Origin of the sequence: Cryptosporangium minutisporangium, assembly GCF_039536245.1 — a bacterium.
Classification (GTDB): domain Bacteria; phylum Actinomycetota; class Actinomycetes; order Mycobacteriales; family Cryptosporangiaceae; genus Cryptosporangium; species Cryptosporangium minutisporangium.
The window spans coordinates 1-25594 of the sequence record NZ_BAAAYN010000012.1; the positions used below are offsets into that span (position 1 = coordinate 1).

Consider the following 25594-nt stretch of genomic DNA (forward strand, 5'->3'; position numbering starts at 1 on the left):
CCCGGGCCCCGCGCTCTGCCCCCGCGCCCGCCCCCGCGCCCGCCCCCGCGCGTCCGGCGCCGGTGGCGCTCTGGGCGGGTGTAGTGGGCGGGTCCGGGTGGGCGGGATACCTCGGCCGGATGGCGGATTGGCGGGTTCGCTGATCCGGGGTGAAATACCGAGCTAGGTAGTTTCCGGACCGTCCGAAGTGTCACGTCGAGATTACTCAGTGTTTTGGTCTCGTGCGTCGTCACGCTCCGCGACCCCGTGGCGAGTGGAGTGCCCCCGGCCTTACGGAGTAGTTGAGAATTTGACCTGTCCCCCTCTGACCTGCGGATTGACGACTCGATCCGGGCCAGCCAGCCTCGTCCGTCCGGGGGATGCGTTTCGACCGTGCGGACAGGTGCCGCCCGCGGGTACGGCTGGCAGGCTACGGTCAGGAACCGTGGCCAGGCTCAGACGTCAGCCTCCCGCGTGGAAGTTCTGCGGGTGTGAGCGCGGCAGCGGACGCGAGTGCAGTCCTCCGACAGGGCGGCGATGACCGGGGAACGGGTCGAGCGCGAGTTGGACGTGCTGGCGTCCCGAGCGGCACAGTCCGACGCGGCGGCCACCGCAGAGCTGCTCCGGCAGGTGCAGCCGATGGTGGTGCGCTACTGCCGCGCACGACTGGGACGCGCTGGCGGCGGTTCCTACACGACGGCGGACGACGTGGCGCAGGAGGTGTGTCTCGCGGTGTTGCACGCACTGCCTCGCTATCGCGACCAGGGACGCCCCTTCACGGCGTTCCTGTTCCGCATCGCGGCCAACAAAGTGACCGACGCACATCGGGTCGCCGCCCGCGAACTCGGCGTTCCAGTGCAGACGGTCCCTGAGACGCCCGCGCCCGGCGGCGGCCCCGAGGGCTACGCGATCGAAGCCGATTCGTCCCGACGCATGCGTGACCTGCTCGACACCTTGCCGTCCGCGCACCGCGACGTGCTGCTGCTGCGCATCGCCGTGGGGCTGAGCGCCGAGGAGACCGGCCAGGCTCTGGGCATGAGTGCCGGGTCGGTGCGGGTGACACAGCACCGCGCGCTCAACCGTCTCCGCCGTACGCTGGCCCCCGTCCGGGAGACGGCATGACCGAACCCCGCGGGCCGTACCCGCACGACGTGCCCGACCACGACGAGTACGCCGACTCCGATCACGAGGCCGGTGTGGACGCAATCCTGCGCGACGACGCTCTGCTGGACGCCCTAGGCCGCGGCGAACTGCCGGCCAGCTACCGGGCGGACGTGACCGCACGCCTGCTCACCGGCTGGCGCGACGAGCTCGACGAGGGTCTGCCGCCGTCGTCCCGGACGAGCTCTCTCTTGGCGCCCGAGACGCTGCTCGCGTCGGACACCGGGTCCGACGCCGACACCGGGTCCGACGCCGACACCCTCTCCGCGTCGGATGCCCCGTCCGCGCCGACGCCCCAATCCGTCCCGGATCTCCCCACCTCGCTGCTGCTGGCCAGGGTCGACGCCGAGACGTCGGCGGACGACACCGAGGTGCTCGCGCTCTTCGGCGACGACACGACGCCGCTGGCGGTCCTCACCGATCCTGACCGGATCGACGAGTCCGCGCGGTCGGCGTTCGTCGCGGCCGGCTACGCGCGTCGAGCTGCCCAAGACCCTGCCGAGCAGCCGGTGGAGGAGTCGACCGAGGAGTTCGCCGCGTCGTTCGATCGGCTCCCGCCCGAGAGCGACGACTCCTCGGTGACCGAGCTGGCCGACCGGCGGTCCCGTCGTCGGCGGCTCGACCGGGTCGTGGTCGCGGTGGCCGCCGCGGCAGCGATCGTGGCGGCAGGCTCGGCCGGCAGCGTCGCGGCCGCGTCCACCGCGCATCCCGGCGACACGCTCTGGCCGATCAGCCGGGTCATCTATGCCGAGCGTGCCCGCTCGATCGTGGCCAGTGAAGAAGCACACGCGTCGCTGGACAAGGCCCGCGACGCGATGCAGCGCGGTGACACGGCGAGCGCTCGGCGGTATCTCGCCGACGCGCAGGAGAAGCTCGACGAGGAGGTGCGCGAGGGTTCCGACGAGGCCGACAAGCTGGCGCAGGAGCTCCAGATCACCGCCGCGATGCCCGAACTGCAGTCGCCGTTCGGGGACCCGTCGGCGTCGCCGGACGCGACGGCCAGCAACGGGGCCACGGGCGGCCCGACGACGCGTTCTCGTTGGGGCCGTGGCGGGGATCCGCGTCGCGGCACCGGTAACCCGCAGGCCAGCCCGTCGTCCGCGGCGACGCCGACGACGGCACCCGGCCCCACCGACCCCGCTCCGACGAGCGAGGCACCGGATCCCGACCCGACGCAGCAGCCCGAGCCCACGCCGTCCGGACCAGGAAACACGCCCGATCCCGCGCCCAGCGAGACCATCTCGAACGGCGGATCCACCGACGGTCAGTCAGGCGACCAAGTCACCGGTACGGACGCCGGTCCGACGGCGGAGTAGGCGTTAACCGCTGGTGTTAACGCCAGGGTGCTGCGCTCAGGCGCCTGGCTCGTCCGCGTCTTCGACGGCGTCCTGCATGCCGTCGGCGTACCCGCGGGCGTACTCCCAGGTGACGTACTCGCTGGGGTCCGGGTCGAAGGCCGGCTCGTGCACGCGGGTGCGTCCGGCGACCAGCAGATGGCGGAGGTTCGCCCGGAGCAGGTCCCACGCGAAGTAGTGCGGCACCCGACAGTCTTCGCAGTCGACGACCAGCCCGCGGATGTCGCGGGCGGTCAGCAGCGCCTCGTAGACGTCGAGATCGGCTAGGTCGTCGAGGACGTCCTGGCGCTCCTCCGCGGTGAGCGGCTGCACACCGCGGCCCGGCCCGTCGTCTTCGAGCGCTGACGTCGGGTCGGCCGGGTCACCCGCGAACGGGTCTAGCGGTTCCTCCTGCACGCTCCCACCGTAGCCCGACGTGCAGCGCCGCGCCTTCCCCCTTGACACGACGCTGCGAGGGGTTTCGAATCAGCTGCCGCCAAAACTTACAGTGTGTGCTGGCGGCGTTACCGGATACCGCACGGTGGCGCGAATCGTCACCGAGCCGGTGACCCGCTGCGGGTAGTAGAGGCGGGAGCCGCCGATGATCTGGAGCTGGAGGGCGCCAGTGGTCCACGCCATCGCGCCGAGCGGAATCGTCAGCGTGTGCGTCTTCCCGTCCAGCACCACCGGCAGCGCAGTGGCGAAGTTCCCGGTGACGACGTTGCGGCGGGTGTCGACGACCTGCGCGTAGAGCGACGTCCGGGGTGCGTTACCGGTGCCCCGGTAGGTGAGCGTCAGGGTGGGCGAGCCGACCACCTGGCCACGGGACTTCGGACCGGGCACCCGCACGGCGTTGGTTGCCGGCTGCGCCGCGATGTCAGTGCCCGAGGTGTCGGCCGGGCTGAACGCGAGCGTCCCGGAGCCGGTCGTGCTCACTCGGCGGGTTCGGCTCAGCGGGTAGGCCGGCGCACCCCGCCACACCCCGGAGTCGTCCACGTACTCGAACCCGGGCCCGGTGTTGACCGACCGCGATCGCTTCAGCCAGCGGTCGAACCAGGCGACGGTGAGTGCGTCGACGTGGCCGGCCTGCCCCGGCGGCGTGTTGCAGACGCCGTGGCCGCCGCAGAACCACACCATCTTCACCGGCGTGCCGCGCTTCCGGAGCGCCTGATAGTTGGCGATGGCCTCACGCAGCGGGAACAGCGTGTCGACGGTGCCCTGGACGATCATCGTCGGCACGCGCACCTGACTGATCAGTCGTCCCGCGGGTCCGTGATCGCGCCACCATGCTTCCAGTGCGGCGTCCGGGAGCCCGCCGGTCGCGGCCAGTTCGCAGGTGGCCTTCACCTGGGGGGCCACCCGGTTGGTGCCCGCCGAGCCGAAGCCGCAGAGCAGATTGCCCCAGCCGCTCTTCGGCGTCTGGTTCGGGTACAAGCTGTTGACCAGCGAGTTCCACGCGATGGTCGGAACGATCGCGTCCACCCGGCGGTCGAGCGCCGCGGTGACGAACTGGATGCCGCCGCCGTAGCTTCCCCCGGCCATCCCGACCCGCGCGTCGCCCGGCCGGTCGAGCTTGACCTCCGGCTGAGCGGCGACCCAGGACAGCAGCGTCTGCATGTCCCGCCCTTCGTAGCGGTACCAGTCCACCGACGCCGCGCCGCCGGACCGGCCGAAGCCGCGCGGATCCCACGTCACCACGTTGTAGCCCTGCTGCCGTAATCCGGCCACCGACGGAGCGGCCGGATTGCTCTCACCGGGCTGGCCCCAACCCGGGCCGACCAGCACGGTGGGTGCTCGCCGCCCGGCGGTCAGGCCGGTGGCCGGGAAGAAGTTCGTGACGATCGCCGTCCCGTCGAACGACGTCACCTGCACCGTTCGAACGGTCGGCGCGGGTGCGGGCGCGGCCGCGCCCGGGGCGGCGACGGCGAACGATCCGCCGAGCACGACCAGCCCCACCATTGCCGCAGCGCTCCTCCGCCCGGCGGAAGCCTTCCAGGCGGCGGCCCGGCGGGCACCCGCGCGCCACAGGCGTAGAGCGCGGACGCGGTGCGAAGCCGCGAGGGTCGGGCGATCGGGCACGGAGACTCCTTCGTCGCCGGGCCGCAACACGGCCGACCGCCGCCCGTCCGTGGGCACGCGGCCACGGCAGGGTGCGGCCCTGGAACCTGGCAGGTGAGATCTACCACTTCGAGAGGCTCGTGTACTAGCGAGTAGGGAATCGCGTTCACCGCACCGATTCAGCTCGTCTCGTCTGTTTCCGCTGGTCTCACCGGCCTCACCAGCGACGGGCGGCGCGACCCGGCTCACGCGCGGTGACGGCTACGATGAGGCATGCTGCCTGAGGCCACCTCGCTGAACTCGTTTCCCGACACTTTCGTCGCGCCCGACTCACTGGCCGAGCTGTTCGCCCCGACCGCGCTCACGTTCGATGACGTGCTTTTGCTGCCGGGCGAATCAGACATGATGCCCAGCGAGGTTGACACCAGCACCAGGCTGACCCGCGAGATCAGCGTGCGGATCCCGCTGCTCTCCAGCGCGATGGATACGGTCACCGAGGCCCGGATGGCGATCGCGATGGCGCGCCAGGGCGGCGTCGGCGTGCTGCACCGCAACCTCTCGATCGAGGACCAGACGCAGCAGGTCGACATGGTGAAGCGGTCCGAGTCCGGGATGGTCTCGAACCCGATGACCTGCTCGCCGGACGACACGCTCGCCGACGTCGACCGGGCCTGCGGCCGGTACCGCATCTCCGGCCTGCCGGTCGTGGACGCGGACGGCGTCCTGGTCGGCATCGTCACCAACCGTGACATGCGGTTCGAGACCGACCCCACCCGCCGGGTCCGGGAAGTCATGACCCCGATGCCGCTGATCACCGCGCCGGTGGGCGTCGACCCGGACGAGGCGCTGCGGCTGCTGCGCGCCAACAAGGTCGAGAAGCTCCCGCTGGTGGACGGGGAGAACCGGCTCTGCGGCCTGATCACCCACAAGGACTTCGTCAAGAAGGACCAGTACCCGCTGTCCACGAAAGACCCCGACGGCCGGCTGGTGGTGGCTGCGGCGGTCGGCGTGGGCGAGGACGCCTACAAGCGCGCCCGCTCGCTGGTCGACGCCGGCTGCGACATCGTCGTCGTCGACACCGCTCACGGGCACAACCGGGCGGTCGCGGAGATGGTGCACCGGGTCAAGGCCGACACGCTCGCGCAGGTCATCGCGGGCAACGTCGCGACCAAGGAAGGCGCGCAGACGCTGATCGAGGCCGGTGCCGACGCGATCAAGGTCGGCGTGGGCCCCGGTTCGATCTGCACCACCCGGGTCGTGGCAGGCGTCGGCGTGCCGCAGGTCACCGCGATCTTCGAGGCGGCCCGCGCGGCCAAGGCGGCGGGCGTGCCGGTGATCGGCGACGGTGGCCTGCAGTACTCCGGGGACATCGCGAAGGCGCTGGTCGCCGGCGCCGACACGGTGATGCTCGGTTCGCTGCTGGCCGGCGTCGAGGAGAGCCCCGGCGAGCTGCAGTTCATCAACGGCAAGCAGTTCAAGACGTACCGGGGGATGGGCTCGCTCGGCGCGATGCAGAGCCGGGGCCGTCAGCAGCCGTCGTACTCCAAAGACCGGTACTTCCAGGACGACGTCGCCTCCGACGACAAGCTGGTGCCGGAGGGCATCGAGGGCCAGGTGCCCTACCGCGGCCCGCTCTCCGCCGTCGCACACCAGCTGGTGGGCGGTCTGCGGCAGTCGATGTTCTACGTCGGTGCGCGGACGGTCGCCGATCTCCAGCAGCGCGGCCGGTTCGTCCGGATCACCGCGGCCGGGCTCAAGGAGAGCCACCCGCACGACATCCAGATGACGGTCGAGGCACCCAACTACTCCCGGAAGTCCTGAGCTCGACGAGGGCGGTGTCGGGCCCTGCGGCGGCGGAGGCACGGAACTCCTGAGGCCTCCACCGCACACCGCGACGGACGTGCCTGAATAAACTGGAGCTTTCGACGGCGCGGCACCGACGAGTAAGGGGCCTGGAATTGAACATGTCGGTGGAGATCGGGATGGGCAAGAACGCCCGCCGCGCCTACCACTTGGACGAGGTCGCGATCGTGCCCTCGCGGCGCACCCGTGACGTCAACGACACGTCCCTCTCCTGGCAGATCGACGCGTTCCGCTTCGACCTGCCCCTGGTGGCCACGCCGTCGGACGCGACGATGAGCCCGCAGACCGCGATCGAGATCGGTCGCCTCGGCGGGCTCGGCGTAATCAACGCCGAAGGACTCTGGACGCGGTACGACGACCCGACGAAGTTGCTCGAAGAGCTGGCCTCGCTCTCCGACGACTCGCGGCGTACCCGTCGGCTGCAGGAGGCCTACGCCGAGCCGATCAAGCCCGAGCTGATCAGCGACCGGATCCGGATCATGCGGGACGGCGGCGTCACCACCGCCGTCCGCATCTCCCCGCAGCACACGCTGGAGCTGGCGCTGGAGGCCGTTGCGGCCGGCGTCGACCTGCTGGTGATCCAGGGCGCGGTCGTCTCGGCCGAGCACGTGACGACGTCCGGGCCGACGCTGAACCTCAAGCAGTTCATCGCGGACCTCGACGTGCCGGTGATCGTCGGCGGCTGCGCGAACTACCAGACCGCGCTGCACCTCATGCGTACCGGTGCGGCCGGTGTCATCGTCGGCACCGGCGCCGACAAGTGGGCCACCGAGGACGAGGTGCTCGGCATCCGGGTGCCGATGGCCACCGCGATCTCCGATGCGGCCGCCGCCCGGCGCGACTACCTGGACGAGACCGGCGGCCGGTACGTGCACGTCATCGCCGACGGTGAGCTGCAGACATCCGGCGACATCGCGCGCGCGATCGCCTGCGGCGCCGACGCCGTGATGCTCGGTCAGCCGCTCTCGGTGGCCGCCGAGGCGCCCGCCGGTGGTGCCTGGTGGCACCCGATGGCATCGCACCCGAAGCTGCCGCGCGGCAGCTACGTCCCGGCGACCTCGGAGTGGCCGCTGGGGAGCTTGGCGACCGTGGTCGACGGCCCGGCCGACGACCCGAACGGCTGGCTCAACCTGTTCGGCGGCTTGCGCCGGTCGATGGCGAAGACCGGCTACTCCGACGTCAAGGCGTTCCAGAAGGTGGATCTGGTTGTCGACCGTTGAGCCGTTGATTCGTCCCTACGGGGACGCCGATCTGGACGCCGTGCGGGACATCTGTATCCGGACCGGGCACGAGGGCGGCGACGCGCGGCCGCTCTACCCCGATCCGACGATCTTCCCGACGGCCTTCTCCGACCCGTACGTCGCGTTCGAGCCCGAGCTGGCGTACGTGGTCGACGACGGGGAGCGGGCGGTCGGCTACATCGTGGGCACCGCCGACACCCGGGCATTCGTCAAGCGGTACCGGGGTGAGTGGCTGCCGTCGGTCGCCGATCGCTGGCCGCTCACCGACGGCACCAGCCGCACCGACGGGCTCGTCCGGCTGCTGCACGACCCGGAGCGGATGCTCCACCCGGAGCTGGACGAGTACCCGGCGCATCTGCACATCGACCTGCTGCCGGAGTACCAGGGGCGGGGCCTCGGGCGAGCGCTGATGGCGCGGTTCCTGCGCGCGCTGGCCGCCCAGGACGTGCTGGCGGTGCACCTGGGCATGGTGCCGACGAACACCGCGGCACGGGCGTTCTACGACCGGCTGGGATTCCACGAGATCGCCGTTCCCGACCCGTCCACCACCTACCTGGGGCGCTCGACCGTCGTCGGGTGAGTTCGCGGCCAATTGGGCACAGTCGGTTGACACTGACATTGGTCAGTGTCACGGTGAGCGCTGTCACGTTACTCGGCAGTAGGGCGGGGCAGTCGTGGGCAACGAAGCCGCTGAACACTTCGACGTCGTCGTCATCGGGTCCGGATTCGGAGGCAGCGTCAGCGCGCTGCGGCTGACCGAAAAGGGCTACCGGGTCGCGGTGCTGGAGGCCGGTCGCCGGTTCACCGACGAGCAACTGCCCAAGACGTCCTGGGACGTCCGCAAGTACCTGTGGGCGCCGAAGCTGGGCTGCTACGGCATCCAGCGGATCACACTGCTGAAGGACGTCCTGGTACTCGCCGGAGCGGGAGTCGGCGGCGGATCGCTGGTGTACGCGAACACGCTCTACGAGCCGCCACAGGCGTTCTACGACGACCCGCAGTGGCGCCACATCACCGACTGGAAGACCGAGCTGGCGCCCTACTACGACCAGGCCAAGCGAATGCTCGGCGTGCGGACGTACCCGTTCACGACGCCCGCCGACCGGGTCATGCAGAAGGTCGCGGTCGAGATGGGCGTCGGTGACTCGTACCACCCGACGCCGGTCGGCGTGTTCTTCGGCGAGCCGGGTGCCGAGGTGGACGACCCGTACTTCGGCGGCGCCGGACCACGCCGGTCCGGGTGCACGAACTGCGGCGCCTGCATGACCGGCTGCCGCTACAACGCCAAGAACACGTTGGTGAAGAACTACCTGTACTTAGCCGAGAGCAACGGCGCCCAGATCTTCGAGCGCACCACCGCGACCGCGATCCGGCCGCTCTCCGGAGGCGGTTACGCGGTCGACACCGCCCCCACCGGCTGGGGAACGCGGCGACGGACGTTCACCGCTTCGCAGGTGGTCGTGGCGGCGAGCGCGCTGGGCACCCAGCGGCTGCTGCACGCCTGCCGGGACGCCGGGCACCTGCCTGCGCTGTCGTCGCGGCTCGGAGTGCTGGCGCGGACCAACTCCGAGGCGCTGCTCGGTGCGAACCGGCTCGAGGTCGTTGCGGACGACAACCTCGCGGACGGCGTCGCGATCACGTCGTCGTTCCACCCGGACGAGAACACGCACATCGAGCCGGTCCGCTACGGGCGGGGCAGCAACTTCATGGGGATGCTGACGACCGTCCTCCCGCCCCCGGCGGCCCCCGGAAAGAAGCGGTGGCCGGGCTGGCTGAAGGAGATGGGCCGCAACCTGCCCAAGGCGCGGCACCTGATCTGGTTACGTCGTTGGTCGGAGCGGACGATCATCCTGCTCGTGATGCAGTCGGTGGACAACTCGCTGACGACGTTCACCAAGCGGACGATGTTCGGCCGTCGGAAAATGACGACCCGTCAGGGCCACGGCGCGCCGAACCCCACCTACATTCCGGCCGGCCACGAGGCGACCCGGCGGACCGCCGCGCACATCGGCGGCATGGCGGGCGGAACGCTCGTCGAGGCGTTCGACGTGCCGATGACCGCCCACTTCATCGGTGGCTGCGCGATCGGTGACTCGCCGGAGACCGGGGTCGTCGACCCGTACCACCGCGTCTACGGCTACCCCGGCCTGCACGTCGTTGACGGGGCTGCTCTCTCCGCCAACCTCGGGGTCAACCCGTCGCTCTCGATCACCGCGCAGGCCGAGCGAGCGATGGCGCTGTGGCCGAACAAGGGCGAGGAGGACCCCCGCCCGGGGCAGGACTCGCCGTACCGCCTGGTGGCGCCGGTGCCTCCGGTCCGTCCTGCGGTCCCCGACGCCGCCGAGGGAGCGCTCCGCCTACCGTTCGTCCCGCTGGAGGGGCTCGTGGCCGCACGCTCGGCGGACACCGAGGTCGCGGCGACGTCCGTCGTCGAGCCGAGCGCGGCGAGCTCTCAGCCCACCCCGGCCGACGCGGCCCAGGTGACCGCCGACGAGGCCCCACCCGCGTCCATCGACCGCTGACGCCCGCTGGCGTCACCGCCGTCGGCGTCGCCGCACCGATTTTCGGAAAGACCACCGCTCGGGCTACTCGCGGTGCACTTGCGAAGGCCACCGTGCGGGCGCCTGGCGCTGCCCGCAAGCGGGACACCGCTGCCGCGGCGGTGGGGCCCGCCCGGAACGACACGGACGCCCGGCTGGCACGCGGCCAGCCCTGAGTGGTTGTCGCCGTTTCCGGGTGCCGCCGAGATGGTTGTCGCGCATTCCGTGCCATGGCACGGGATGCGCGACAACCATCGGGTGGGTGGCCCCGAGAGCGTGACAACCATCGGGTGGGTGGCCCCGAGAGCGTGACAACCATCGGGTGGGTGGCCCCGAGAGCGTGACAACCATCGGGTGGGTGGCCCCGAGAGCGTGACAACCATCGGGTGGGTGGCCCCGAGAGCGTGACAACCATCGGGTGGGTGGCCCCGAGAGCGTGACAACCATCGGGTGGGTGGCCCCGAGAGCGTGACAACCATCGGGTGGGTGGCCCCGAGAGCGTGACAACCATCGGGTGGGTGGCCCCGAGAGCGTGACAACCATCGGGTGGGTGGCCCCGAGAGCGTGACAACCATCGGGTGGGTGGCCCCGAGAGCGTGACAACCATCGGGTGGGTGGCCCCGAGAGCGTGACAACCATCGGGTGGGTGGCCCCGAGAGCGTGACAACCATCGGGTGGGTGGCCCCGAGAGCGTGACAACCATCGGGTGGGTGGCCCCGAGAGCGTGACAACCATCGGGTGGGTGGCCCCGAGAGCGTGACAACCATCGGGTGGGTGGCCCCGAGAGCGTGACAACCATCGGGTGGGTGGCCCCGAGAGCCCGACAACCATCTGCGGCGCCACCCGACGACACCGCTGCCGAGCAGCCGGCCACCCCCGTTGCCGCGACCGCTTGACGATGGCGCGCCGCGCAAGGTGGTGTTCCCGAAAATCGGCCGGGCGGCGGCGCGGGCGTGGGCACGGGCGGCAGGCGCTAGGCCGGGTAGCACCCCGCACCCTCTGGACCGATGCACGCTTTGCTGCTATGCCCCACTACCCTTCGAGGGCATGAGCGTTCCGCCCCCGGTTCTCGTCGTTGACTTCGGTGCGCAGTACGCGCAGTTGATCGCCCGCCGGATCCGGGAGGCGAACGTCTACTCGGAGATCGTCCCGCACACGATGCCGGTCGAGGAGATGCTCGCGCGCAAGCCCGCCGCCGTGGTGCTGTCCGGTGGTCCGTCCAGCGTCTACGCCGAAGGCGCGCCGCACGTCGACCCCGAGCTGTTCGGGGCCGGCGTCCCGGTCTTCGGCATCTGCTACGGGTTCCAGGCGATGGCGCAGGCACTCGGCGGCACGGTCGCCCACACCGGTAGCCGCGAGTACGGCGGCACGCAGCTCACCGTCCTCGACCCGGGCGTCGTCTTCGCCGGGCTGCCGACCCAGCAGTCGGTCTGGATGAGCCACGGCGACGCGGTCAGCAAGGCACCAGCCGGCTTCCTGGTCACCGCGGCTACCGGGGGCGCTCCGGTCGCCGCGTTCGAGGACACCGCCCGTGGCTTCGCGGGCGTCCAGTTCCACCCCGAGGTGCTGCACACCGCCGAGGGGCAGCGGATGCTGGAGAGGTTCCTCTACGACGTCGCCGGCATCACCCCCGACTGGACGATGGGCAACGTCATCGCCGACCAGGTCGCGGCGATCAAGGCCCAGGTCGGCTCGAAGCGCGTGATCTGCGGCCTCTCCGGCGGCGTCGACTCCGCGGTCGCCGCGGCGCTCGTCCACAAGGCCGTCGGTGACCAGCTCACCTGCGTCTTCGTCGACCATGGCCTGCTGCGGGCCGGTGAGGCCGAGCAGGTCGAGCAGGACTACGTCGCGTCGACCGGCATCAATCTGAAGGTCGTCAACGCGCAGGAGCAGTTCCTCTCCGCGCTGGCCGGCGTCACCGACCCGGAGCAGAAGCGCAAGATCGTCGGCCGGGAGTTCATCCGGACGTTCGAGGCCGCCGAGCGCGAGCTGATCGCCGAGGCCGGCGAGCACGGCGAGACGATCGAGTTCCTGGTGCAGGGCACGCTCTACCCGGACGTGGTCGAGTCCGGTGGTGGTACCGGCACCGCGAACATCAAAAGCCACCACAACGTCGGCGGCCTCCCCGAGGACCTCCAGTTCCAGCTGATCGAGCCGCTGCGGACGCTGTTCAAGGACGAGGTCCGCCAGGTCGGCCTGGAGCTGGGCCTGCCGGAGGCGATCGTGTGGCGCCAGCCGTTCCCCGGCCCCGGCCTGTCGATCCGGATCATCGGCGAGGTCACCGCCGACCGTCTGGACCTGCTTCGCACGGCCGACGCGATCGTCCGCGAGGAGATGTCCGCCGCAGGGCTGGATCGCAGCATCTGGCAGTGTCCGGTGGTCCTGCTGGCCGACGTGCGCAGCGTGGGTGTCCAGGGCGACGGCCGGACGTACGGGCACCCGATCGTGCTGCGTCCGGTCACCAGTGAGGACGCGATGACCGCGGACTGGGCCCGGGTGCCGTTCGACGTCCTGTCGAAGATCTCCACCCGGATCACGAACGAGGTCGCGGACGTGAACCGAGTCGTGCTCGACGTGACGAGCAAGCCGCCGGGCACCATCGAGTGGGAGTAGCGCGTCCTACCCCCGTTCCGGGGGCACCAACCCCCCTGTGAGCAGTCTCACTCGGATGGCATCGGTGCGGTACCGTTGAGGTCGCCGCACCGCGGTGAGCTGTCTGAATGTCCGCCGCCAGCACATGGCGGCGGTCCGAGCGGGGGAACGGACACGATCTGGACCTCGCAGCGGCCGTTCCTCGATTGAGCGGCGCCTCGCGGGGTAACCCATACTTCTTGGTCGAACATCTGAACACTCGCGGACGTGTATGCGAATGTACGTCCGCTAGTGACGGACGCGGCGAAAAGCGCTCGCTGTCCGATAGTGGCCCGCCGCCTGGAGCGGCTGAGCCATTGACGATCGACCCGGCCCAGGCCCAGGAGGATTCGGGGTGCAAGCGAGACCTTGGCGGCGGCGTGCCGACCGCCCCCGTCCGGCTGGCCGTAGGTGGAGCCGTGGGCTCCGCCGCGGCGGCACCATCGCTCGACGCGTGCTCGTAAGGCGACGCGGCGGGCTCGACGCAGGCGCTCCGCCCGGCGTCGACGGGGTGCAGCCGGTCGGGCCGTACACCACGCTCACCTGGCCCGACGGGGAGACTCGAGGCGTCGGTGATGCGGTGCACGGCGGTACCCCGGTGCGGCGGCGTCGCACCGTCGGAGCCCGGCCTGCGACGCCGGCCGAGCGGCTGGCGAGCGAGGCGCCCCAGTCGGCGCCGCTGCTCACCGGCGAGGTGACGGTCACCCGGCGTTGCCAGTTCGCCGTCGTTCAGGCGTGCACGCTGGCCAGCCTGCTGCTGGGCATGGCGGCGATCTTCGCCGTGCTGCACGGCGAGGTGCGCATCGCGGCGGCCGTGCTGCTCGGCTGCGTTCTCTTCGACGGCGCGGACGGGGCGCTGGCCCGCGCGTTCGGTGTCTCGACGCCGTTCGGCGCGCAGATGGACTCGCTGGCCGACATGTGTTCGTTCGGCATCGCGACGCCGGTCGTGGTGTTCGCGTGGCTGGCCGGTCCGAGCCCGACGGTGGTGGCCGGACTGGCGTGCGCGCTGATCGCGATCTGCGCGGCGATCCGGCTGGCCCGGTTCAACGTCTCGCCGAAGAACGGGCGGTTCTTCTCCGGGGTCCCGACCACGATCGCGGCCGCCATCATGGTGATCGCGGTCCTGGTGCGCCCGGAGGCCGGTCGGTGGGCGGCTCCGCTGTTCGTCGCCGCACTCGCGATCGCGATGGTCAGCTCGTTCCCGTACCTGAAGATCGGTGCGCTGCGGCGGGTGCCGCGGTGGCTGCTGCCGCTGGCGGCGGTCGCGGTGGTGCTCGACCCGACCACGGTGCTCGGCCTGCTCGTCGGCGCCTACCTGCTGAGCGGCCCATTGCTCTGGGCCCGCCAAAAAAGAGGCATAACCGCTGTGTGAGCGGCCCGTCCAGAACAACGCTGCCGAGCGGGCGGAAGGAGTTGAGTATCACCTATACGCGGCGTCCTCCCGCCCGATCGGCAGCGTCGCCCTGGACGGGCTCCAGGTCAGAACACAGCACCGCCGCCTCCTGCTTGGGTTCCAGGAGGCGGCCGTTCTGCGTGCGGCTGGGTTATTCGGCGGTCCAGCGGGCCAGGACGGTCTCGCCGCCGATGACTCGTTCGCCGGGGGAGACCAGGGGCGCGGCCGCGTCGGCGGGCAGGTAGACGTCGGTGCGCGAGCCGAAGCGGATCAGCCCGTACCGCTCACCCCTGGCGAGCAGCGCACCGACCCCGGCCCGGTTGACGATCCGCCGCGCGATCAACCCGGAGCGCTGCGCCACCACGACCCGCCCGTGCACGGTCTCGAGCACCGTGTAGCAGGCGACGTTGTGCTCGGCCGCCGCGGTCATCGCGTTCGCGTACCCGCCCTCCTCGCGGAGCACCGACACCACGCGTCCCGCCACCGGCGACCGGTTCACGTGGACGTCGAACACCGACAGGAAAACCGAGATCCGCAGCCACTCGTCGGGGCCGAACCGGCTGTCGGTCAGCCGCTCGACGGCCAGCACCTTGCCGTCGGCGGACGAGACGACCGCCCGCGGATCGTCCGGCACGATCCGGCGCGGGTCACGGAAGAACGCCGCCACCGGCACCGACAGCGCCGCCGGCACCAGCCACGCCTTGGAGCGCGGACGCACGACCTTCGTCAGCAGCGCGACGCCGGCGAACAATCCGCCGAACGCGACGCCGTTCGAGTCGATGCCCATCCGCTTGGTGACCGCGACGTGGCTCGGCACGGCCGCCGGGTCGAGCCGGGCGGCGAGGTGCGGCGTCGCCGGGTTGAAGCGCAGCTGGTGCACCCGCAGCGGCGGGAACGAGCGGAACACCCGGTCGGTCCGGACCGCGTGGTCAGCGACCACGCCGGTGAGCGGGTCACCCGCGGTGGCATCGGTGGCGACAGTCAGGACGCCGTCCGCCGCCAGCAGCGGGCGGACTCGGTCGACGACGGTGGGGTGCAGCACCGGACGTGCGACCACCGCCACGTCGACCGGGGCGGGCAGCTCGGACGGGTCCGTCGGCAGATCTTTCCGGACGGTCACCCGTCCGGTCAGCGCCTCGCTCCCGGCGAGCAGGTCGTCGACCGGTCCGTCGGCGACGACAACCACCTGGTCGCTGGGCATGAGGACGGCGAGCACCCGGTCGACCACGGTGTCGCCTGCCGTGACACCGATCACCAGGACCGTCTTCGGGCCCGGGTGCCGGGCCACCTCGCTGCTCAGCGCCTTCGCGGCAACCGGACCGACGGGTCGGTCGGACAGCGCGAGCGGACCGGCGTCCGGCCGGGGGGAAAGTGCGTGGTCAGCCATACCTCACCTTGGGTGTCGGCGATTTCTCGTCCGTACCCCAACAGCCGGACGCGACTCCAGCATATTGCTGAAGTCGCGTCCGCCTATCTCTCCGTCAGCGGTCCCCGGCCGGGACCCGCATCGGTTACCGCTGGGCTGCGGACGTCGGGGCGGTGTCCACCCGCACGGCGGCTGCCAGCGCGCAGAGGAGCAGGGCCCCGGCGACCACGAGCCAGGCGGTCATGACGACGCGCTCCCGTCCCGATCGGCCGGTAGTTCCTTCGTGTCGCCGCGGCGGTCCGCGAGGCGAGGGCTCGTCTGCTCGGCGTCGTCGGCGTCGTCGGCGTCTTTGGTCGTCGGCTCGTCGGCATCCGCGGGGGCCGCGTCGGTCAGCGGCGCCGATTCCGCGGCCCGGGCGGTGTCAGTCGGCCGGTCGGCGACCGCGGTGGCGGCCGGAGCCGCCGGGGCGACCGGGTCCTCGAAGCCGGCCTCGCGGTACGCCGCGGCGATCGCGTCCGCGTCGAGGACGCCGTCCACCCGGGGCAGCGACATGGACGCCAGGAACGGGTCGGCGTAGGGGTCCGGGTCGAGCGCGGCCTGCGGCGCCTGCGGAACGGTCAGCGGCGCCTCGACCGGACGACGCTGCGGGCGCAGTGCGCTCACCAGCCCGACCAGGCCGATCACGAGCAGGGTTCCGGCCCCGATCCACGCCGCGGGGACGTGCAGTGGGTCGCTGCTGATCATCGCGACGCCCCACCACGCCACGGCGGCAATGAAGAGAAGGGCGAAGACCAACGAGACGCTGTCGGTAGGGTGCCGCCTCATCGCGTGACCTCCAGGTCCCCGGCGCCGTGGTGGATGACCAGCTTGAGGTTGCTGGTGTCCGGTCCGTTCTCGCCCTCGTCGATCTGGATGCCGTGGACGCCGAGGCCCTCGTCGCGCCGGTCGAGTATCTGTGCGTCGCCGGCACCCAGGTCGTACTCGATCCTCACGTCGACGTCCTCGGGCAGCAGGATCTGGGAGTCGCCGAACCCGGAGTTGACGACGATGGTTTTGGTCGTGCCGGTGAAGTCGACGGCCGTCAGGTCGAGCTCGAAGTCACCGGCGCCGAACTCGTACGTCGGCAAGACCTCGGCGACGCTGGTCGGACGGTGCGTGACGTCGCGTCCGTCGTTGGACGGGCCGCCGTCGACGTTCTCGGCGATCGACCCGATGCCCAGGGCGAACGTCAGGAGCACGCCGAGCGGGATGAGCCAGCGGGCGCGTCCGACCCAGGCACCGATCAGCAGACCGGCGGCGACGATGCCGAGCGCCAGCGCGACGAACCCGGTGAACGGGATGTTCCCACCGGCCGCGTTGATGATCACCAGGATGACGATCGCGAGGCAGGCCACCGAGAACGTCAGCCGGCCGAGCACCGAGCGCTCCTTGGGACGCTTCGGCGGCATCGGAGGCACCGGCGGAACCACGTGCATCGGCGGCGTCGCGCCTCCGCCGTACGGACCGTAGGGACCGTAGGGGGCGAACGGCGCCGTGTAGGTGCCGCCCGGCGTGCCGTACGGGTCGGCGTGCGGCGGCGTGTACGGGGGGACGCTCGCGGGGAACGGCGTCGGGGGAGCCGACGCGGCGAACGGCGTCGCGGCCGGCGGAACCGAAACGGACGGCGGCACCGACGGGGTGGGCGGAACCGACGCGGTCGGCGGGAGGTACGGGTCAGCGGTCGCGGTCGGCATCGTCGCGGCCACCGGCGTCGTCGCGGCCGCTGCCCACGCCGCCTGCTCAGCGGGTGCCGCCTGCGGTGCGGGCGGTGCGGGCGGTGCGGTCGGCGGAGTCGGGAACGTCGGGGACGCGAATCCCAGCGTCGGGTCCGCAGCCGGGCCGACACCGACGGGCGCGGCCGGGTAACCGTTGTGGTGCCCGGTTCGGCGCAGTAGCAGCACGCCGCCCATCACGCAGGCCGCCAGCAGCAGCGTGGCCTGGAAACCGTTGTTGAGCGAGCCGACCAGGACCAGCGCGGCCAGCACGATCAGCCCGACCGTCAGCGCAGGTGAGGTGCCGGAGCGTCCTCGCCCGAGCAGCGACTCGATCGGCGAGGCGGGTTCGTCGTCGACGGGGAGGACGAGCCAGGCCACCAAGTAGAGGAGGGCGCCGATGCCGCCGAAGAAGACCAGCACGGCGAGGATGACCCGGAACAGGATGGGGTCGACGCCGGTGCTCCGGCCGAGGCCGGCACAGACGCCGGCGATGAACTTGCCCTGACGCGTACGGGTGAGCGTCCGGCCGCGGTTCCAGGTCCATCCGCCGCCGCCGGCACCGGCCCATGGCGTCGAACCACCGGGCGGGAAGTGCCCGCCGGGCGGCATGGAGCCGCCGGGCGGCACGGAGCCACCGGGCGGCACGGGACCGGGCGGCACGGAGCCACCGGGCGGCACGGGACCGGGCGGCACGGAGCCACCGGGCGGCACGGGACCGGGCGGCACGGAGCCACCGGGCGGCACGGGACCGGGCGGCACGGAGCCACCGGGCGGCACGGGACCGGGCGGCACGGAGCCACCGGGCGGCACGGGACCGGGCGGCACGGAGCCACCGGGCGGCACGGGACCGGGCGGCACGGAGCCACCGGGCGGCACGGGACCGGGCGGCACGGAGCCACCGGGCGGCACGGGACCGGGCGGCACGGAGCCACCGGGCGGCACGGGACCGGGCGGCACGGAGCCACCAGGCGGCACGGGACCGGGCGGCGGAGTCGGACCGGGCGGCGGCTCGGCGGCCCCCGGAGAGGTCGTCGACTCCGACGCGGTGGTCGATTCGGAAGAGGTGGCCGACTCGGTGGACGGCGTCGCCCCCACTGATGCGGAGTCCGACGCCGCGGCCGAGCCGCTGGGCGGGGTGGAGCCGGAGTCCGGCGCTGGCTCCCGGCGGGGGTCGAGGCTGTCCATGGCATCGATACTCCTGGCCCCCGCCGCTCCGAACCATCAGGCACGACCCTGATCGGACCCTGATTCGCGCCGGGGTCGTATCTCCGGGGCACACCCCGTGGCCTACCGCCCCCATGCGTGTGACGATCGGATACGTCGACCTGGAGGTCGACCGCGAACCTCGGGAGGAATGATCACTACGCCAGCGCACCGCGGGCCCGGCGCCGGCTCCGTCACGGCCCCTCCCGCGCCAATGAACCCGTTCCAGCATCCGGCCTTCTCTGACGTCTTGCAGACGCCGGTCGAGCAGGGTTCATCCTCCGTGGAGACCTCCGTGCCCTACGCGGCGGCCCAACAGCTGACCGCTCAGTACCTCGCCGCCCACCAGCAGGTCCAGCAAGCTCAGCAGGCCCAGCAGGAGGCCGCTGCCCGCGCCCGTGCCGAAGCCGACCGCATCGCGGCCGCACACGCCGAGGCGCACCGAGCGACCGTCGAGCGCGCGACCGCTGAGCACGTGGCCGCGCACGGCCCCGCTGCCGAGCGCGCCACCGAGGCGGTCCGGAAGGCGGCCCGCGCCGCGGCCGCGGCCGCGACCGCAGCCATGCCTCCGACCGCGTCCGGCTTCGTCACGTCAGGCCTGGCGACGTCGTCCGGCGTACCGATCCGGCGGCTCTACCGCCGCACGGACGACCGCGTCCTGGGCGGTGTCGCGTCGGGTATCGCCGAGCACGTCGGCGCCCGCCCGCTCGTCGTCCGGCTGGTGTTCTTGTTGTTGCTCGCGTTCGGCGGGCTCGGGGCCGTGCTGTACGCGGTGTTCTGGGCGGTGCTGAGCCTCGACCCAGCCGCCGAACAGCGCGGACGGCACCGCGACACCGGTCAGCTCGTCGCGTTCCTGGTGTTCGGCCTCGGCATCATCATCGTGCTGCTCGGCGTCGGGGGGAACAGCCAGCTGGTGCTGGTCTGGTGTCTCGGCGTCGTCGCGGTCGGCGCGGCGCTGGTCTGGCGTCGAGCCGATCCGGTGCAGCGGCAGCGGTGGACCGCGGCAGCACCCCAGGTGCCGTGGCTCGGCCCGGTCCTGTCGGGCGGCCGGGCGATGACCGCGATCCGGTTGGCCGGCGGCGGTGTCCTGGTGATGGTCGGCCTGGTCGGCTTCCTGGTGTTCACCGGCGAGTGGCAGTCGGTCCGGGACGGTTTCCTGTTCGGCACCGTGCTCCTCACCGGCGTCGCGCTGGTGATCGCACCCTGGCTGGCGCAGATCATCGTCGAACTGCGGGCCGAGCGCAGCGAGCGGATCCGTTCCCAGGAGCGGGCCGAGATCGCGGCGATGGTGCACGACCAGGTGCTGCACACGCTCGCGCTGATCCAACGGCGCTCGAGCGACCCGCGCGAGGTCGCGCGGCTGGCCCGCGGCCAGGAACGCTCGCTGCGCAACTGGCTCTACAAGCCGACGGCCTCGGCCGCCGAGCGGATCGGTGCCGCGTTGGAGGAGGCCGCCGCCGAGGTCGAGGACGCGTTCGCGGTGAGCGTCGACGCGGTGGTGGTCGGCGACTGCCCGCTGGACCCGCCGCTTTCGGCCCTGGTTCAGGCGTCCCGAGAGGCTTTGGTCAACGCGGGCAAGCACGCCGGAGTAGCGTCCGTGTCGCTGTACGCCGAGATCGAACCCGACCAGGTGAGCGTCTTCATCCGTGACCGCGGCCGGGGCTTCGACCCCTCGCGCGTGGACGACGACCGGCACGGCGTGCGGGGCTCGATCCTCGGTCGGATGGAGCGGCACGGCGGAAAGGCCGAGATCCGGAGCAGCCCCGGGAGTGGTACCGAGGTCCGGCTGACGATGACGCGTACGAACGGTGAGTAGAAGCGATGACTAGTCCGACGGACGGCCGGATCAGAGTCGTTCTGGTCGACGATCACGGGATGTTCCGGGCCGGCGTCCGCGCCGAACTCGGTGGCCGGGTCGAGGTGGTGGGCGAGGCGAGCACGGTGCCGCAGGCGGTGTCGGTGATCACCACCCTCACCCCGGACGTGGTGCTGCTCGACGTCCACATGCCGGACGGCGGGGGACGGGCCGTCCTCGAGGCGATCCGGCCGACGCTGCCGCAGGTGAAGTTCCTCGCGCTGAGCGTCTCGGACGCCGCCGACGATGTGATCGGGCTGATCCGGGCCGGCGCCCGGGGCTACGTGACGAAGACGATCGCCGCCGACGAGCTGACGGACGCGGTGCGCCGGGTCGCCGAGGGGGACGCGGTGTTCTCGCCGCGGCTGGCCGGGTTCGTGCTCGACGCGTTCACCCAGCGGCCGGAGACCGTGGTTCGGGACCCGGAGCTCGACCTGCTCACGAACCGGGAGCGCGAGGTGCTGCGTTTACTGGCGCGGGGTTACGCGTACAAGGAGATCGCTTCCGAGCTGTTCATCTCGGTGAAGACGGTCGAGACGCACGTGTCGAGCGTCCTGCGCAAGCTGCAGATGTCCAACCGCTACGAGCTGTCCCGCTGGGCGGTCGACCGAAGGCTTATCTGACCGAGCACACGCGAAGGCCCGCGTCGCACCGCGACGCGGGCCTTCGTTTGCCGTTTCCTGGACGGGCCGTGCACATCACTCTGCTTCGGCTAGCAGCGTGTAGAGCTTGCGCCGGGCGTCGGTGAGGATCTCGACGGCCTTGGCGCGCTGCTCCTCGGTGCCCACCTGGGCCACCTGACCGGCGGCGTGGACGACCGGACCGATCGCGGCGTGCAGGTCGAGCATGCTCTGCTCGACACCCTCGGACACCTGCGCCCACGGCGTGGTGCCGCTCTCGGCCAGTTTGTCCGCCTCGACGCGGCCCCGCTCGGTGAGCGATACCAGCCGCTTGCCCTCGGTCTCCTCGATGGTGACGAGACCTTCGTCCTCCATCAGCTGGAGGGCCGGGTAGAGCGAGCCGGGGCTCGGCCGCCAGACGCCGTTACTGCGCTCGGCGATCTCGCCGATCATCTCGTAGCCGTGCATCGGCCGCTCGCGGAGCAGCACGAGGACGGCGCCGCGGACGTTGCCGCGACGAGCCCGGCGGCCGCCGCGCCCATGAGGGCCGAAGGGGCCGAATCCGGGCGAGCCCGGGGGAAAGGGCGGAACTCCGCCGAAGCCGGGAAAGAAACCCTGTCGTCCGCGGCCTCGGCCGCGGTGCTCGTGGGGTGTGCGGTACATGAGTGCCTCCTGTGTAGGTCTTGCTACCGATGCTCTAACGATATATCGGAAACTATCGCGATGCAACAGTGATCGATACCAACTAGTTAGCGGGGCTCCGTCGAACGGCCAGTGGTGGACCAGCGCATCGGATTGCTCGCCCGGTCAGGGGCACCAACGGGCTGTTTGGGCGCATACCATCGGTACATCTCGACTTCCTGTCTCGGCGACCGGCCGGAGGTGAGGCCCGCAGTGAATACGCGAGCCGTCCGACACCGTTCTGTAGTCCGTATGGGCTTCTGCTGCCCTGGACGGGCCGAGGCATGAGCGCCGAGGCCACCCCGTTCGGGTCGAATCCGACCCAGCCGCTCGGTCGCCGCGGATCAGACGACGCGCAGACCGGCGGAGCGGTGGCGGGGGGGCCGGTGGCTCGGAGAGCGCTACGGGCTCTCCTCCGCGCCGGGGCGGCGACCACCGCCGGGCGCAACCGTCAGAACGATCCGCTGGCGAACATGCTGGCACTGCACCGCGAAGCGCACCCCCGGGCCGACGTCGAGGTTCTCCGTCGGGCCTACACGATCGCCGAGCGCGCCCACCGCGGGCAGATGCGCAAGAGCGGCGAGCCGTACATCACCCACCCGCTCGCGGTCACCGAGATCTGCGCCGAGCTGGGCATGGACACCACCGCCCTGGTCGCCGCGATCCTGCACGACACGGTCGAGGACACCCAGTACACGCTGGACCAGCTACGCGCCGACTTCGGTGACGAGGTCGCGCTGCTGGTCGACGGGTTGACCAAGCTGGACAAGGTCCGCTTCGGCACGGCCGCAGCCGAGGCCGAGACCAACCGGAAGATGATCATCACGGCCGGCCGCGACCCGCGCGTCCTGGTGATCAAGCTCGCTGACCGCGTCCACAACATGCGGACGCTCGGCTTCAAGTCCGGCCCTTCCCAGCAGCGGATCGCTCGCGCCACCAACGAGGTGTTGATCCCACTGGCCGGTCGGCTCGGGATCCACAAGATCAAGCGCGAGTTGGAAGACTTGGTCTTCCGGATCCTCCAGCCGGAGGCCTACGCCGAGGTCGAGCGCCGCGTCGAGACGCGGATGGCCGAGCGCACGGCTTACCTCGACGGCCTGGTCGCCGAGGCCTCCGGGGCGCTGCGGAGCGCCCGGATCAAGGCCAGCGTCACCTGGCGTGAGCGCCACCTCAAGTCGGTTTGGAAGCAGATCAACAAGACGCCGAACGCGCCCGGCGACTTCATCGGCGCCGACCGGCTCGTCGTGGTCATCGACGGCGACCCGACGGAGTGTTACGCAGCGCTCGGCGTGATCCACGGACGGTGGCACCCGATCCCGGGCCGGTTCAAGGACCACATCGGCGTTCCGAAGTTCAACATGTACCAGTCGCTGCACACCACGGTGATCGCGCCGGAGGGCCGCTGCGACGTGCTGATCCGGACCGAGGGCATGAACCGCGTCGCCGAGTACGGCATCGCCGCGCTGCACCGGTTCGGCCGGGATCGAGTGGGTGACGCCGCGGCCGAGCTCGAGTGGCTGCAGCGGGTGCTCGACTGGCAGGAGGAGGCCGCCGAGCCGGGCGAGTTCATGGACTCGCTGCGCTCCGGCCTCTCCGACCACGAGGTGCTCGTCTTCACGCCGAACGGGCGGGCGATCAGCCTGCCGGAGAACGCGACACCGGTCGACTTCGCCTACGCGGTCTCCACCCGGCTCGGCGACCGATGCATCGGCTCCAAGGTGAACGGGCAGCTCGTACCGCTGGCCCGGCCTCTCTCCGACGGCGACGTGGTGGAAGTGCTCACGTCGCCGTCGGAGTATTCGGGGCCGAGCGAGGAGTGGCTGACGTTCGCGAAGAGCCCGCAGGCGCAGATCCAGATCCGTCGCTGGTTCGCCGAGGACGTCTCGGACGCGTCGGTCGAGGACGGGCGGCGGAACATCGCGGCGGCGCTGGCCGCGGAGGGGCGCGTGCTGGCGCACGACCGACCGCTGTCGATGCTGGCCCGGGTCCTCGACCTGCCGGATCACGATTCGCTCTGCGCGGCGGTGGCCGACGGCCGTCTCGACCCGACCGACGTCGCCCGCCGCCTGATCCTCATCGTCGACGGTCCGGGCGAGGACTGAGCGGCCGACCTACCGCACGGTGCCGACTACCGCACGGTGATCGTGCGGCTGACGGCGTCGGTCTGGGCGCCGTCGACTGCGGACTCCCGGTACACGGTCAGCGTGTACTCGCCGGCGTCCGGGGCCTCGACCGTGAACTGGAACGGCTGCTTCGTGGTCGTGCCTGCGGTGGCGTAACCGCTGATCGCTTCCCCGCCGCCCGCGTCGGAGAGCTTCCAGAGCACGGTGCCCTCGAACGCGACCCCCGAGCCGCGGACCAGGAAACTGCGGTCGACGGTCGCGCCCTCACCGGGTGTGCTGAGCGTGATCGGCCCGGCGTCGAGCGCCGGCGTGGAGACCGGGCTCGCCGCCGTCGTGGTGACCGTAGTCGGACTGCTCTTGGCGGACGCAGTGGGCGCCGCCGCCGAATCGCCGTCGTCACCACTGCACGCAGCAGTGGTGAGGAGGGCGAGCGCGCCCAGGGCCGCCGCAGCCCGCCGGTGCCGGATGTCGTGTCGCCGCATCTGTTCCCCCCGCTTCCGGCCCACATGCTCTAGCCTGCCGGGCGCGAGGTCGAGCACCGACGCCCGCTGTTTTGTGGCTTTATCGAATAGTTTTGCCCGAGGAGTCCGGAGACGCCGGTGGCCGTGCCGTACCGCCTGCTGATGGACGGCGAGGACGTCGTCGTTCACCGTCACCCGCACGTGCGGGTGCTTTTCCGCCCTGCGGTGGTCACCGTCGTCGTGGTGGGGGTGGCCGGGCTGCTGATCGCGGTGGTGTCACAGTCCTCGACGCGGTGGGGGATCGCCGCTGTCGCGCTCGTCGTCCTGGGCGCCTCGGTGTCCCGGCCGGTACTGCACTGGCTGACGACGACGTTGACCGTGACCGATCGTCGCCTGCTGCTGCGCTCCGGGGTGTTCGCGCGGTACGGGCGGGACATCCCGCTCGGCCGGATCGAAGAGGTCTCGTTCGAGCACACGCTGCTGGAGCGGGCGCTCGGCTGCGGCACGCTCTACGTCGATCTGACCGGCGACCGCGGTGTGGTCGTCGTGCAGAACGTGCCGGGGGTGGAGCGCGTGCAGGGCGCGGTCTACCAGCTGCTCGACGAGGAGTTCGGCGACTTCGACGCGGAGGACCTCGACCCGGACGTCGAGGAGGAGTTCGACGGGGACCTCGACGAGATCGACGCGGAGCCGGAGGTCGTCGGACGACGCTGGCTCCGGCGGCGTTAGAGGTCGGCGCGGACCGGTTCGCGGTCGGAGCGCTGCTCCGGGACGGTCCGGACGATCGTCGCCGCGGCGTCGGCCACAGCTGCGGGCTCGGTGCCGGTCGCATCCGTCCCGGAAGTGACCACCGCAGGGGCAGGCACAACCTCCTTGCCGAACACCCAGCGTTTGTACGACCAGAACCGGAACAGCGTCGCGACCCCGATCGCGAACAGCCGCACCACGTTCAGCGCCAGCTGGTCGTGCAGGTCGAAGCCGTACTTCGCGACGCCGACGATCGCCGCGGTGATCGCCAGCCCGACGCCGTTGAGCACGAAGAACAACGTGTACTCGCGCCGCAGCCCGGACCGTTCGTGCTTCCGGAACGTCCAGTGCCGGTTCAAGAAGTACGACAGCGTCGTCGCCACGACGGTCGCCACGATCTGCGCCTTCACCGGACCGACCACGAACAGCGCGTTGAAGATCGCGGTATCGACGACAAAGTTCAAGGCTCCGATGGCGCCGAACGACGCCAGCTGGCGGAGGAGCCCTTCCCGACCGGCGCGAAACTTGGCCAACAGAGTCACGTTGGCCACGATAGAGACTCCATGCACGCGACCATGCGGCAT

20 protein-coding genes are annotated in these 25594 nt (G+C 71.4%); 12 read left to right on the forward strand and 8 right to left on the reverse strand.

The features are described from left to right. Positions 1-516 precede the first annotated feature (516 nt). Together shbA and ABEB28_RS09695 are read left to right on the forward strand one after the other, a co-directional pair. Positions 517-1101, forward strand: a complete 585-nt coding sequence (shbA, locus tag ABEB28_RS09690) for an RNA polymerase sigma factor ShbA (RefSeq protein ID WP_345727666.1) — start codon at positions 517-519, stop codon at positions 1099-1101. Then, the gene (locus ABEB28_RS09695; protein WP_345727667.1) at positions 1098-2456 is read left to right on the forward strand and encodes a hypothetical protein; all 1359 of its coding nucleotides are present in this window, start codon (positions 1098-1100) and stop codon (positions 2454-2456) included. The genes shbA and ABEB28_RS09695 overlap by 4 nt, the downstream gene beginning before the upstream one ends. A gap of 36 nt (positions 2457-2492) precedes the next feature. Here ABEB28_RS09695 and ABEB28_RS09700 read toward each other — a convergent pair whose 3' ends face one another. After that, entirely contained in the window at positions 2493-2891 is a 399-nt protein-coding gene (locus ABEB28_RS09700) for a DUF5319 family protein (RefSeq protein WP_345727668.1), read from the reverse strand. A 69-nt stretch (positions 2892-2960) separates the two neighbouring features. Further along, complete coding sequence (locus tag ABEB28_RS09705; protein WP_345727669.1) at positions 2961-4433, reverse strand: alpha/beta hydrolase family protein; 1473 nt, start codon at positions 4431-4433, stop codon at positions 2961-2963. Between the two features lie 372 nt (positions 4434-4805). On the opposite strand from ABEB28_RS09705, the gene guaB reads away from it, so the two are divergent. From guaB to ABEB28_RS09735, 6 genes are all read left to right on the forward strand, one after another. Beyond that, positions 4806-6353, forward strand: coding sequence for an IMP dehydrogenase (gene guaB, locus ABEB28_RS09710; protein ID WP_345727670.1), 1548 nt, complete (start codon positions 4806-4808; stop codon positions 6351-6353). A gap of 137 nt (positions 6354-6490) precedes the next feature. After that, complete coding sequence (locus ABEB28_RS09715) at positions 6491-7615, forward strand: GuaB3 family IMP dehydrogenase-related protein (protein ID WP_345727671.1); 1125 nt, start codon at positions 6491-6493, stop codon at positions 7613-7615. Continuing rightward, positions 7602-8216 carry a GNAT family N-acetyltransferase gene (locus tag ABEB28_RS09720; protein WP_345727672.1) on the forward strand — a complete coding sequence of 205 codons (615 nt, stop codon included), beginning with the start codon at positions 7602-7604 and terminating at the stop codon, positions 8214-8216. The genes ABEB28_RS09715 and ABEB28_RS09720 overlap by 14 nt, the downstream gene beginning before the upstream one ends. A gap of 94 nt (positions 8217-8310) precedes the next feature. Beyond that, positions 8311-10158, forward strand: coding sequence for a GMC family oxidoreductase N-terminal domain-containing protein (locus ABEB28_RS09725; protein WP_345727673.1), 1848 nt, complete (start codon positions 8311-8313; stop codon positions 10156-10158). A gap of 1065 nt (positions 10159-11223) precedes the next feature. Then, entirely contained in the window at positions 11224-12789 is a 1566-nt protein-coding gene (gene guaA / locus ABEB28_RS09730; RefSeq protein ID WP_345727674.1) for a glutamine-hydrolyzing GMP synthase, read from the forward strand. 472 nt (positions 12790-13261) lie between these two features. After that, a complete protein-coding gene (locus tag ABEB28_RS09735) occupies positions 13262-14179 on the forward strand; it encodes a CDP-alcohol phosphatidyltransferase family protein (protein ID WP_345727675.1) in 918 nt (305 codons plus the stop codon). A gap of 172 nt (positions 14180-14351) precedes the next feature. On the opposite strand, the gene ABEB28_RS09740 is transcribed toward ABEB28_RS09735, so the two are convergent. From ABEB28_RS09740 to ABEB28_RS09750, 3 genes are all read right to left on the reverse strand, one after another. Beyond that, entirely contained in the window at positions 14352-15587 is a 1236-nt protein-coding gene (locus ABEB28_RS09740; protein ID WP_345727676.1) for a phosphatidylserine decarboxylase, read from the reverse strand. Positions 15588-15806: 219 nt separating this feature from the next. After that, positions 15807-16391 carry a hypothetical protein gene (locus tag ABEB28_RS09745; RefSeq protein ID WP_345727677.1) on the reverse strand — a complete coding sequence of 195 codons (585 nt, stop codon included), beginning with the start codon at positions 16389-16391 and terminating at the stop codon, positions 15807-15809. Further along, positions 16388-17980 carry a PspC domain-containing protein gene (locus tag ABEB28_RS09750; protein WP_345727678.1) on the reverse strand — a complete coding sequence of 531 codons (1593 nt, stop codon included), beginning with the start codon at positions 17978-17980 and terminating at the stop codon, positions 16388-16390. The genes ABEB28_RS09745 and ABEB28_RS09750 overlap by 4 nt, the downstream gene beginning before the upstream one ends. A gap of 826 nt (positions 17981-18806) precedes the next feature. On the opposite strand from ABEB28_RS09750, the gene ABEB28_RS09755 reads away from it, so the two are divergent. After that, positions 18807-20339 (forward strand): PspC domain-containing protein, encoded by a 1533-nt coding sequence (locus ABEB28_RS09755; protein WP_345727679.1) that lies wholly within the window; start codon positions 18807-18809, stop codon positions 20337-20339. A gap of 5 nt (positions 20340-20344) precedes the next feature. Next, a complete protein-coding gene (locus tag ABEB28_RS09760) occupies positions 20345-21001 on the forward strand; it encodes a response regulator (protein WP_345727680.1) in 657 nt (218 codons plus the stop codon). A gap of 75 nt (positions 21002-21076) precedes the next feature. Here ABEB28_RS09760 and ABEB28_RS09765 read toward each other — a convergent pair whose 3' ends face one another. Then, a complete protein-coding gene (locus ABEB28_RS09765) occupies positions 21077-21661 on the reverse strand; it encodes a PadR family transcriptional regulator (protein WP_345727681.1) in 585 nt (194 codons plus the stop codon). Positions 21662-21963: 302 nt separating this feature from the next. On the opposite strand from ABEB28_RS09765, the gene ABEB28_RS09770 reads away from it, so the two are divergent. Continuing rightward, on the forward strand, positions 21964-23781 hold the full coding sequence (locus ABEB28_RS09770) for a RelA/SpoT family protein (protein ID WP_345727682.1): 1818 nt from the start codon (positions 21964-21966) through the stop codon (positions 23779-23781). 26 nt (positions 23782-23807) lie between these two features. Here the strand turns inward: ABEB28_RS09770 and ABEB28_RS09775 are convergent, their stop codons facing one another. Next, a complete protein-coding gene (locus ABEB28_RS09775; RefSeq protein WP_345727683.1) occupies positions 23808-24284 on the reverse strand; it encodes a Gmad2 immunoglobulin-like domain-containing protein in 477 nt (158 codons plus the stop codon). A gap of 117 nt (positions 24285-24401) precedes the next feature. Here ABEB28_RS09775 and ABEB28_RS09780 point away from each other — a divergent pair, with 117 nt between their 5' ends. Continuing rightward, on the forward strand, positions 24402-24992 hold the full coding sequence (locus ABEB28_RS09780; RefSeq protein ID WP_345727684.1) for a PH domain-containing protein: 591 nt from the start codon (positions 24402-24404) through the stop codon (positions 24990-24992). On the opposite strand, the gene ABEB28_RS09785 is transcribed toward ABEB28_RS09780, so the two are convergent. Further along, positions 24989-25552: a GtrA family protein gene (locus ABEB28_RS09785; RefSeq protein ID WP_345727685.1), complete on the reverse strand. Its 564-nt coding sequence runs from the start codon at positions 25550-25552 to the stop codon at positions 24989-24991. The two genes, ABEB28_RS09780 and ABEB28_RS09785, sit on opposite strands and share 4 nt — an antisense overlap. Positions 25553-25594 lie beyond the last annotated feature (42 nt).